Source organism: Nakamurella sp. (genome assembly GCF_048594475.1).
Lineage (GTDB): Bacteria > Actinomycetota > Actinomycetes > Mycobacteriales > Nakamurellaceae > Nakamurella.
This window is the reverse complement of sequence record NZ_JBMDXT010000576.1, coordinates 1-10,290: the sequence shown is the minus strand read 5'-3', so window position 1 is coordinate 10,290 and position 10,290 is coordinate 1. Positions and strand designations below refer to the sequence as shown.

The 10,290-nt window shown below is 72.6% G+C and carries 7 protein-coding genes; 2 read left to right on the top strand and 5 right to left on the bottom strand.

Features of this window, described 5'->3' with window-relative positions:
• Nucleotides 1–92 precede the first annotated feature (92 nt).
• The gene (locus ACOJUF_RS25745; protein WP_420124653.1) at nucleotides 93–2,036 is read right to left on the bottom strand and encodes an ABC1 kinase family protein; all 1,944 of its coding nucleotides are present in this window, start codon (nucleotides 2,034–2,036) and stop codon (nucleotides 93–95) included.
• Between the two features lie 19 nt (nucleotides 2,037–2,055).
• Nucleotides 2,056–2,886, bottom strand: a complete 831-nt coding sequence (locus ACOJUF_RS25740) for an amidohydrolase family protein (protein WP_420124652.1) — start codon at nucleotides 2,884–2,886, stop codon at nucleotides 2,056–2,058.
• A 100-nt stretch (nucleotides 2,887–2,986) separates the two neighbouring features.
• On the opposite strand from ACOJUF_RS25740, the gene cphA reads away from it, so the two are divergent.
• Entirely contained in the window at nucleotides 2,987–5,734 is a 2,748-nt protein-coding gene (gene cphA, locus ACOJUF_RS25735) for a cyanophycin synthetase (protein WP_420124651.1), read from the top strand.
• 111 nt (nucleotides 5,735–5,845) lie between these two features.
• Here cphA and ACOJUF_RS25730 read toward each other — a convergent pair whose 3' ends face one another.
• On the bottom strand, nucleotides 5,846–6,403 hold the full coding sequence (locus tag ACOJUF_RS25730) for a GNAT family N-acetyltransferase (RefSeq protein WP_420124650.1): 558 nt from the start codon (nucleotides 6,401–6,403) through the stop codon (nucleotides 5,846–5,848).
• Between the two features lie 9 nt (nucleotides 6,404–6,412).
• On the opposite strand from ACOJUF_RS25730, the gene ACOJUF_RS25725 reads away from it, so the two are divergent.
• Nucleotides 6,413–6,853, top strand: coding sequence for a PAS domain-containing protein (locus tag ACOJUF_RS25725; protein WP_420124649.1), 441 nt, complete (start codon nucleotides 6,413–6,415; stop codon nucleotides 6,851–6,853).
• Nucleotides 6,854–6,878: 25 nt separating this feature from the next.
• Here the strand turns inward: ACOJUF_RS25725 and ACOJUF_RS25720 are convergent, their stop codons facing one another.
• Together ACOJUF_RS25720 and eutC are read right to left on the bottom strand one after the other, a co-directional pair.
• Complete coding sequence (locus tag ACOJUF_RS25720) at nucleotides 6,879–9,257, bottom strand: FdhF/YdeP family oxidoreductase (protein WP_420124648.1); 2,379 nt, start codon at nucleotides 9,255–9,257, stop codon at nucleotides 6,879–6,881.
• 204 nt (nucleotides 9,258–9,461) lie between these two features.
• The gene (gene eutC, locus ACOJUF_RS25715; RefSeq protein ID WP_420124654.1) at nucleotides 9,462–10,196 is read right to left on the bottom strand and encodes an ethanolamine ammonia-lyase subunit EutC; all 735 of its coding nucleotides are present in this window, start codon (nucleotides 10,194–10,196) and stop codon (nucleotides 9,462–9,464) included.
• Nucleotides 10,197–10,290 lie beyond the last annotated feature (94 nt).

Sequence of the window (10,290 nt, the reverse complement as noted above, 5' to 3'; positions counted from 1 at the left end):
CCTCCCTCACGGGGGCGGGCGCCGGGGGTCCGGGCGGCGGTGCGGCGGCACATCGGAGGCGGCGCGGCGGCCGTGCAGGTTCCCGGGCCGGGTCAGCGGGCCTTCTCGCCGTCCCGCCGGAGGATCTGGGCGACGACCCGCATCAGCATCACCGACGAGATGACCAGCCCGATGTACCCGACGGCGGTCAGCGCACCGGTCTCCCGGTCGGCGTCGGACACCGCCACCCCGACCAGCATAAGGGTGGAGGACAGCAGCCCGACTGCGGCGACCACCGCGAACAGGGTCTGATCGATCCACCGGGTCAGGTACCCCTGGCTCTCCCCCGAGAACGCGTCGACCTGCAGCCGGATCCGCCCGGCCCGCAGCTGCAGGGCGATGTCCTCGGTCAGCCCGGGCAGCGCCCGGAACGAGGGCATGTTGCGCATCAGTTCCGTCTGCGCGACCTGCTTGGGGTCGGCCGTCTGGGCCTCCACGCTCGCGCCGAGCTGCGACTGGGCGGCGACGGCCAGGTCCAGGCCGGGGTCGAGCACCCGCAGCGTGCCTTCCAGGGTGAGCAGGGCCCGGGCCAGCAGGGTCAGGGTCGATGGCACCGGCAGGTCGTGGGTGCGCATGACGCCGATGATCTGCTGCAGGCTCCGCGGGTCGAAGCCGCCGGCGTGCATCTGCTCGGACAGCAGCCGGCTCAGCTCGGCCTCCAACGCCTGGGTGTCCAGGGACTCACCGGCCGCCCCGGACATCGAGCGCAGCCCGCGGGCGATCAGCGTCGGCTGGTGGGTGGCCAGCCCGCCGACCATCAGCTGCAGGGCCTCCATGGTCACCGGGTCGATCAACCCGACCGCGCCGAAGTCGATCAGCCACAGGGTGCCGTCGCCGTCGATCAGGATGTTGCCCGGGTGCGGGTCCGCGTGGAACACCCCGGCCACCATCACCTGGTTCAGGAAGGCCGACAGCAGCCGGTCGGCCAGCACCGGGCGGGCGACCCCGCACCGGTCCACCGCGGCCGCGTCCGAGACGGGCACGCCGGCCACCCGGTTGATCACCAGCACGCCGTCGGTGCTCAGCGACGACACCACCGGCGGGATCTGGACGCCGGCCGTCGGGACCACGCTCAGGGCCTTGGCGTTGGCCGCCTCGTGCACGTAGTTGAGTTCCTGCTCGACGGAGCGGATCAGCTCGTCGGAGATCGCCTGCAGGCCGAGCGAGCGGGCGGCCTCCGAACGGCGGCTCAGCTGCCGGCTGGCCCAGCGCAGGACGGCCGAGTCGCGGGCGACGCCGACCTCGACGCCCGGCCGCCGCACCTTGACCACCACCGGCCGGCCGTCGGGCAGCACCGCGGTATGGGTCTGGCCGATCGAGGCGGCGGCCAGCGGCTCGTCGTCGAACCGGGTGAAGATCTCGTCCACCGGGTGGCCCAGCTCGCGCTCGACCGCGGCGCGGATCGCCTCGCTCGGCACCTTCTTCACGTTGGCCTGGAGATCGGACAGCTCGACGATGACCGCCGGCGGGATCAGATCGGCTCGGGTGGAGGCGATCTGGCCGAACTTGATGAACACCCCGCCGCAGTCCTCCAGGAAGCCGCGGATCCGGCGGCCGCCCTCCGGGCTGGTCAGGGCCGACCGGGAGACCAGCCGCCGCCCGACCAGGCCGTGCCGCCGGGCGATGCGGGTGACCTCGAAGAGCCGCCCGCCGACGGTGGACAGCGCCCGCAACCGGGTCCGCCAGGGCACCCGCCGGCCGGACCGGCGCGGCCGCAGCACCGCCTCCAGCATGACCGAGATGATCATGGTGGCGATCAGCGCGAAGCCGAAGGTGGTCAGCAGCAGGTTGGCCGCGATGTCCTCGTCGTCCAGGTGGTCGTGCAGGACGGACGTGGCCAGCACCAGGCCGATGAAGGAACCGACGACGCCGGCCAGGGTGGCCCGCAGGAAACCCCGGTGGATGCCCAGGATGCGGCCGGAAACGAACCCGACGCCCAGGACGAAGACGATGGCCAGCACCCACTGCCAGAACGTCAGCTCGATGTCGATCGACATCCGCCCAGCTTGACGGGCGTCAGGGGGCGAACCCGAACAGCCGCGCCGGTGTGCCGAACAGGATCTGCGCGCGGACCGCCGGGTCGGGCAGCAGGCGTTCGGTCAGGGTCAGCACCGTGGCGTAGTCGATGCGCTCCGGGGCCCGCAGGAACGGCCAGTCCGAGCCCCACAGGCAGCGCTCCGGCCCGAACGCCTCGACCAGGGCCTGCACGTACGGCCAGGCGTCCGGCCACGGGTAGCGCTGGGCGGAACACTTGACCAGCCCGGAGAGCTTGACGTGGTACCGGCCGGTGGCGGCCGCGCGCAGCAGGGCGGCGAAGCCGGGCTGCTCCGGCCCGGCGGCCGGGTCGGGCCGACCGCAGTGGTCGATCAGCACGTCGACGCCGGAACCGTCCAGCAGCGGGGCCAGCTCGACCAGCTGGTCGCCCTGCACCTGCACGTCCGCGACCATGCCCAGCTCCCGGAGCCGGTCCAGCAAGGGCCCGGCGCCGGCGAAGTGCTCGACGCCCAGCAGCGCCGCCTGCATCGTGACGCCGACGACGCCCCGGTCCCGGAGCCCGGCCAGCTCGTCCCTGGAGATGTCCGGGTCGACCACCGCGACCCCGGCGAACCGGCCCCGGCCGCGCTCCAGAAGGTCCAGCAGGCAGCGGTTGTCGGTGTCGTAGCCGGAGTTGGGCCCGACGATCACCGCGTGCCGGACCGCGAACGCGTCGAACAGGTCGATCAGCTGCTCGGCGGAGGACTGTTCCGCCGCGCCGGGGTGGTACCAGGCCTGCGGGTGGTAGGGGAAGCGCCGGGGGTCGAGCAGGTGCAGATGGGTGTCGATCTTGGGCTCGCGCAGGATGGGCACGCGGGCCAGTATCGGACGGCCCGGGTGCGGCTGCGCGGTCCGGACCGGTCCGGGGCACAATCCTGGGCAACTCCTGGAAGCTGGTGGAAGGGGCTGGGCCATGGCCGGGTCGGCGGCGGAACCGAACGTCCCTTCGGGCTCCGGGGAACCGGACATCACGATCCGGGAGACCCGGGTCTACCGCGGGCCCAACTTCTGGTCGTACGAGCCGGCGGTGCACCTGGTCGTCGACATCGGGCGGCTGGAGCAGCGGCCGACCGACACGCTGCCCGGCTTCACCGAGGCCCTGCTCGACCTGCTGCCCGGGCTGCACGACCACCAGTGCTCCCGGGGCCGGGACGGCGGGTTCGTGGAGCGGCTGGTCGAGGGCACCTGGGCCGGGCACGTCGTCGAGCACGTCGCGCTGGAGCTGCAACGCACCTCCGGCCACGAGATCACCCGGGGCAAGACCCGGTCCACCGGCGAGGACGGCGTCTACAACGTCATCTACGGCTACCTGGACGACACCGTCGGCACGCTGGCCGGGCGGCTCGCGGTCCGGCTGGTCAACCATCTGATCCCCGACAACGATCTGGCCGCCGCCGACGGTGACGCCGGGTTCGATTTCGCCGCCGAGCACGACGCCTTCCTGCGGACCTGCCAGCGGGTCGCCTTCGGCCCGTCCACCCAGGCCATCCTGGACGAGGCGATCGCCCGCGACATCCCCTACCAGCGGCTCAATTCCGGTTCGCTGGTGCAGCTGGGGCACGGGGTCAACCAGCGGCGGATCCGGGCCACCATGACGTCGCTGACGTCCTCGCTGGCCGTTGACATCGCCTCGGACAAGGAGCTGACCAACCGGCTGCTGGCTGCCGCCGGGCTGCCGGTGCCGGCGTCCGAGGTGGTCCGGCGGGCCGACGACGCGGTGCGGATCGCCCGCCGCATCGGCTACCCCGTCGTGCTCAAGCCGCTGGACGGCAACCACGGCCGCGGCGTGGCAATCAACCTGACCGACGAGGCCGCCGTCCGGGGCGCCTTCGACGAGGCCTACGACCAGTCGCGCCGCGGCTACGTGCTGGTCGAGTCCTACATCGCCGGCAAGGACTACCGGGTGCTGGTGATCGGCGGTCAGATGATCGCGATCGCCGAGCGGGTGCCCGCGCACGTCATCGGGGACGGGGTGAAAAGCGTTGCCGCCCTGGTGGAGGCGACCAACGCCGATCCCCGGCGCGGCGTCGGGCACGAGAAGGTGCTCACCCGGATCGAGGTCAACGACGCCGCGGTCGAGCTGGTCCGGGCCCAGGGGTACGAGATGACCGACGTGCCGCCGCGCGGCGAGATGGTCAAACTCGCCCTCACCGGCAACATGTCGACCGGGGGGATCTCCATCGACCGCACCTTCGAGGCGCACCCGGACAACATCGACATCGCCGAGGAGGCCGCCCGCGTCGTCGGGCTGGACATCGCCGGCATCGACTTCCTCTGCCCGGACATCACCCAGCCGGTGCGCGAGACCGGCGGCGCGATCTGCGAGGTGAACGCCGCGCCCGGTTTCCGGATGCACACCCACCCGACCATCGGCGATCCCCAGTACGTCGCGAAACCCGTTGTCGACCTGATGTTTCCGCCCGGCAGCAACGCCCGCATTCCGATCGTCGCGGTCACCGGCACCAACGGCAAGACGACCTGCAGCCGGATGATCGGGCACATCTTCAAGTCGATGGGCCGTAAGGTCGGGATGACCTCCACCGACGGCGTGGTGATCGACGACCGGCTGGTGATCCGCTCCGACGCCTCCGGGCCGCGTTCGGCCCGGATGGTCCTGCAGAACCCCCGGGTCGACTTCGCGGTGTTCGAGGTGGCGCGTGGCGGCATCCTGCGCGAGGGCTTGGGCTACGCGCGCAACGACGTGGCCGTGGTGCTCAACGTCGCGCCGGACCATCTGGGACTGCGCGGGATCGACACCGTCGAGCAGCTCGCTCAGGTCAAGCAGGTCATCGTGGAGGCGGTCCCGAAGAACGGGGCGGCCGTGCTGAACGCCGACGACCCGCTGGTGGCGAACATGCGGCGGGCCTGCTCGGGCGAGGTGGTCTGGTTCTCGATCAAGCCGGACAACCGGATGATCTCCGACCATTGCCGGCGCGGCGGCAAGGCGGTCATCCTGGAGCGGTCCGAACTGGGCGATCTCATCGTGCTGGTCCACGGCCGGCGCCGGATGCCGCTGGCCTACACGCATCTGGTGCCGGCGACGTTCGGCGGCAAGGCCATGTTCAACGTGCAGAACGCGATGGCCGCGGCGGCCGCCGCCTACTGCGCCGGTGCCCACCTGGGCGACATCCGCGGCGGGCTGCGCTCGTTCACGCCGTCGTACTACTCGGCGCCGGGCCGGATGAACCTGACCGAGGTGCGCGGGGTCAAGGTGATCGTCGACTACTGCCACAACGCGCCCGCGATGGTCGCGCTCGGCGATTTCGTCGATCGGTTCTTCGACGACGACTCGGTGCTGGAACGGCCGCAGCGGATCGGCGTCATCGCCACCGCTGGCGACCGGCGCGACCAGGACATGCTCGACCTGGGCCGGCAGGCGGCCAAGCACTTCGACGTGATCATCGTCCGGGAGGACGACCGGCTCCGCGGACGGCAGCCGGGGGAGACCGCCGGCCTCATCGTGCAGGGCGCCCGGGAGGGGCAGGCCGAGGGTGGCCGGGTCAAGCAGATCGAGACCGTGCTGGACGAGATCGAGTCCACCCGCACCGCGGTCGAGCGGGCCAACCCGGGCGACCTGGTGGTCGTCTGCGTCGACCGGGCGCGGGCCGTCTGGGACGAGCTGCAGGTGCTGGCCAAGCGGGCCCAGCCGACCGACGACTGAGCCCTCATCCGCTGTTGATCATGGGATGGTGGCCGCCTGACGGGCCGCAGAACGGCGATCTTCCCATGATCAACACGAATCCGGGGGTGGTCCGGGGCCGGCTCGAGAGGGTCAGGGACGGTCGATGCGGTAGACGACGTGGTCGGGCGGGTCGACGGGGTTGTCCGGCTCCAGGTCACCCACGGCGACCCGGGTGAAGCCGGCCTTCTCCAACGCCCGCCAGGACGCCCGGTTGCCCAGGGCCACGGGCACGATCACGCAGCCGGCCCGGGGCCGGGTGGCCCAGGTGTCGGCCAGCACCGTCCGGATGATCGCCGGTCCGAGGCCGCGGCCGGTGTCGGCCGGTTCGCCGATGAGGTAGTCGATGGTCGCGGCGTCGGGCGGGACGGCCAGGATCGGGGCGATCTCGCGCACGTACTCGGGATAGTCGTGCCAGAAGCAGCGCTGGACCAGGCCGACCGGGCGCGGCCCGCCGGCGCCGGCCAGCAGGACCAGCAGGTCCTCGTTGGGCTCCTCCCCGCGGGCGGAGGGGCCGAAGTCGCGGGCGACGGCGTCGGCGGTGAACTCGTGGAACCACCACCGGTGCACGTGCGGGCGGGAGAGCCAGGTGGCCAACAGGGGGAAGTCGCCGGGGACCACCCGGCGCAGCGTGATCTCCAGGGCAGGCATACTCCGATGATGCGCAGTGGGCCGGCCGCCGACATCCCGTTTTCGCCGGACGGGCTGCCCGCCGTGCTGCTCCGCGCGGTCGCCGCCAGCGGGGCCGTGCAGGGCATCACGATCGCCAGCAACACCGACGACCTGCCGCTGGTCTACGCCAACTCCTCGTTCCAGCGGCTGACCGGCTACGCCCCGTCCGAGATCCTCGGCCGGAACTGCCGCTTCCTGCAGGGGTCGGAGACCGATCGGGCCGACGTCGCGCGACTGGCCGCCGCGCTGGCCCGGCAGGAGGACGTCAGCGCCGTGATCCGGAATCACCGGCGCGACGGCCGGCCGTTCTGGAACCGCCTGTCGATCTCCCCGATCCGCGACCCGCAGACCGGGGCCGTCACCCATTTCATCGGCACTCAGGTGGACGTCACCGACCTGATCGACGCGGACCCGCCCGCCGGTCGGTGATCGGGCCCCGGGCCGGGCGGCGGGCTCAGGACAGATGTTCCTCGACGTCCGGCTCCCACTTGTGGTCCCAGTCGGAGCCGGTCGCGTCCTGGCTTTCGTCGGCGACCTGGTGTTCGTGTCCCTGACCGGCCGGCAGCAGCCGCACGATGACCGACTTGGAGGTGGGGGTGTTGCTCTCCAGCGCGGTCGAATCCAGCGGGATCAGCGGGCTGGTCTCCGGGTAGTACGCGGCCGCCGATCCGGCCGGCGTGTCGTAGGCGACGATCCGGAAGGCACGCACGCAGCGGACCACGTCGTCGTCGGGCCAGTGCGTCTCGATGTCGACGTGCTGGCCGTCGGAGAACCCGCCGGCCGCGATGTCCTGCGCGTTCAGGAAGATCACCTTCCGGCCGCCCTCGATGCCGCGGTAGCGGTCGGACAGGCCGTAGATGGTGGTGTTGTACTGGTCGTGGCTGCGCAGGGTCTGCAGCACCAGGTGCCCGGGCGGGGCCTGGATCGCCTCGATCGGCGAGACGGCGAACTCGGCCCGGCCGGATCGCGTCGGGAAGGTGCGGGTGTCCCGGGGCGGGTGCGGCATGACGAATCCGCCGGGCCGGCGCACGTTCACCTCGTACGACTCGCACCCGGCGACCACCCGGGAGATGTGACCCCGGATCACGCCGTAGTCCTCCCGCATCGCCGTCCAGTCGATCCCGTACCGGTCGCCGAGGGTGGCCTGGGCCATCCGGCAGACGATGTCGACCTCGGACTTCAGGTGCGGGCTGGCCGGCTTGAGCGGGCCCCGCGAGGCGTGCACGGCGCAGGTGGAGTCCTCGACCGAGATCCACTGCTCGCCGGAGGCCTGGACGTCCTTCTCGGTCCGGCCCTTCGTCGGCAGGATCAGCGCCGTCCGCCCGCAGACCAGATGCGAGCGATTCAGCTTGGTCGAGATGTGCACGGTCAGCCGGGCCCGCCGCATGGCCTCGATGACCACCTCGGTGTCCGGCGCGGCCTGCACGAAGTTGCCACCGAGCCCGATGAACACGTGCGCCTGGCCGTCGCGCAGCGCGCGGATGGAATCGACCGCGTCCAGCCCGTGCGCGCGCGGCGGGTCGAAGCCGAACTCGAGCTGCAGGGCGTCCAGGAAGTTCTGCGGCGGCCGCTCCCAGATGCCCATGGTCCGGTCGCCCTGCACGTTGGAGTGCCCGCGGACGGGGAACAGGCCGGCCCCGGGCTTGCCGATGTTGCCCTGGGCGAACGCCAGGTTGCAGACGTCGCGGATGGTGGCCACCCCGTTGCGGTGCTGGGTCAGACCCATCGCCCAGCAGAACACCGTCGCGGACGAGTCACGCAGCAGCTGCCCGAGCTCGGTGATCTGCGCCCGGGTCAGCCCGGTCACGTCGGTCACCCGGTTCCAGTCGACGGCCCCGACGTGGGCCTTCCAGGCCTCGAACCCGGTGGTGTGGGTGGCGATGAAGTCGTGGTCCAGCGCGTCCCATTCCACCAGCAGCGACCCGAGTGCCTGGAACAGCGCCTGGTCCCCGTTGACCTTGATCGGCAGGTGCAGGTCGGCGATCTTGGTGCCGTCGCCGACGACCCCGGACGGCCGCTGCGGGTTCTTGAACCGGGTCAGGCCGGCCTCCCGCAGCGGGTTGATCGCGACGATGGTGGCCCCGTTGCGCTTGGCGATCTCCAGCGCGGAGAGCATGCGCGGGTGGTTGGTGCCGGGATTCTGACCGGCCACGATGATCAGCTGGGCCTGATGGACGTCCTCGATGCTGACCGACGCCTTGCCGATGCCGATCGACTCGGCCAGGCCGACGCTGGTCGATTCGTGGCACATGTTCGAGCAGTCGGGCCGGTTGTTGGTGCCGAACGCGCGCACGAACAGCTGGTAGGCGAACGCGCTCTCGTTCGACGCCCGGCCGGAGGTGTAGAACGTGGCCTCGTGCGGGCTGCCGAGCGCGTTGAGCTCGTCCCCGATCAGGGCGAACGCCTCGTCCCACTCGATGGGCGCGTAGTGGGTGGCGCCGGGTCGTTTGACCAGCGGATGGGTCAGCCGGCCCTGCTGGCCCAGCCACCATTCGGAGCGGGCGTCCAGCTCGGCGATGCTGTGCGCGGCGAAGAACTCGGGCGTCGCCCGGGCGGTGGTGGCCTCCTCGGCCACCGCCTTGGCTCCGTTCTCGCAGAACTCCGCGGTGTGCCGGTGGCCGACCTCGGGATCGGGCCAGGCGCAGCTCATGCAGTCGAAGCCCTCGGCCTGGTTGAGCCGGGTCAGCGTCTGGGCCGTGCGCACCGGGCCCATGTGGGCCAGCGCGCGCTTCATCGAGATGCCGACCGCCTTGATCCCCGCGGCGTATTCCTTCTGGTGGCCGACCGTGAGGTCGGCCTCGGAGTAGTCCGGCAGATCGTGCGGGTCGGGCATGCGGGCTCCTCGGATGGATGCGTGCTGGCCACCGCAGGCGTGCGGTGCCACCGGGCCAGGTTCCATCCTGGGGTCGGGCCGCCCGGCGTCGCCCGCCCGGCGGACCGGGTTCCGGCGGGTGGAAGTGCCGGGGTTCCGTCCGGGGAGGCGGGGGTCGGTCCGGGCCGATCGGGCGGTGCCCTTCAGCGCCGCCCCGGAGGCGCGTCAGTCCAGGGCCGACCGGGCGCTGCCGTCGAGCGCTGCCCGGGAGGTGTCCTTCAGGGTCACCCCGGACCGGCCCGACGCCCGGGCGCCCTCGACGAGCCCGGCGGTGACCCGCGCGGCCTCGGCGTAGCCCAGCCCGCCCGGCGGATGGATGTTGGACACGCAGTTGCGGTCGGCGTCGGTGAGCCCGGCCCGCGGCGCCTGGGTCAGGTAGATGCCCAGGCTGTCGGCGACCGACAGTCCCGGCCGTTCCCCGATGACGACCAGCAGGGTGCCCACGGCCAGCGCGGCCCCGATGTGATCGCCCAGCGCGACCCGGGCCTGGGTCGCGATCACCGGGGGCGCCACGCTCCAGCGGCCGGCGAATGCATCGACCAGCGCCCGCAGCAGCGGGGCGCCGTGCTCGGCCAGGGCCCGCGCGGACAGGCCGTCGGCCAGCACGACGCCGATGTCGCGCCCGCGGGGGAGCGGGTCGAGCGGAGCCAGCGAGGCCGGCCGGCGGCCGAAGTCGGGGCGGCGCAGGTACTCGCTCCGTCCGGCCGCCCGGCTGGTCACCACCACCGGCTCGCCCAGCCCGGCGGCGGACACCGCCGCGGCCAGAGCGGGGACGTCGAGCGGCTCGTGCACCGCGTCCCGGGCGGCGGCGTGGGCGGCGCGGAACTCCAGCAGGTGCCGGGTGGACACCGCGTCGCCGGTGCGGGCCAGGCCGATCCGGGACGGCGTGGTCGCCCGCAGCGGACCCCAGAAGTGCGGCGCCCGGCCGGGGGCGGCCGGGGGGCCCGGGGGGGCGGGCGCCCGCCCCGCCCCCGGCCCGCGATCGGCGCGGCCC

Coding starts and splice junctions, on each gene's coding strand:
- ACOJUF_RS25745 (WP_420124653.1), bottom strand. CDS start 2,036: ATGTCGATCGACATCGAGCTGACGTTCTGGCAGTGGGTGCTGGCCATC.
- cphA (WP_420124651.1), top strand. CDS start 2,987: ATGGCCGGGTCGGCGGCGGAACCGAACGTCCCTTCGGGCTCCGGGGAA.
- ACOJUF_RS25730 (WP_420124650.1), bottom strand. CDS start 6,403: ATGCCTGCCCTGGAGATCACGCTGCGCCGGGTGGTCCCCGGCGACTTC.
- ACOJUF_RS25725 (WP_420124649.1), top strand. CDS start 6,413: ATGCGCAGTGGGCCGGCCGCCGACATCCCGTTTTCGCCGGACGGGCTG.
- ACOJUF_RS25720 (WP_420124648.1), bottom strand. CDS start 9,257: ATGCCCGACCCGCACGATCTGCCGGACTACTCCGAGGCCGACCTCACG.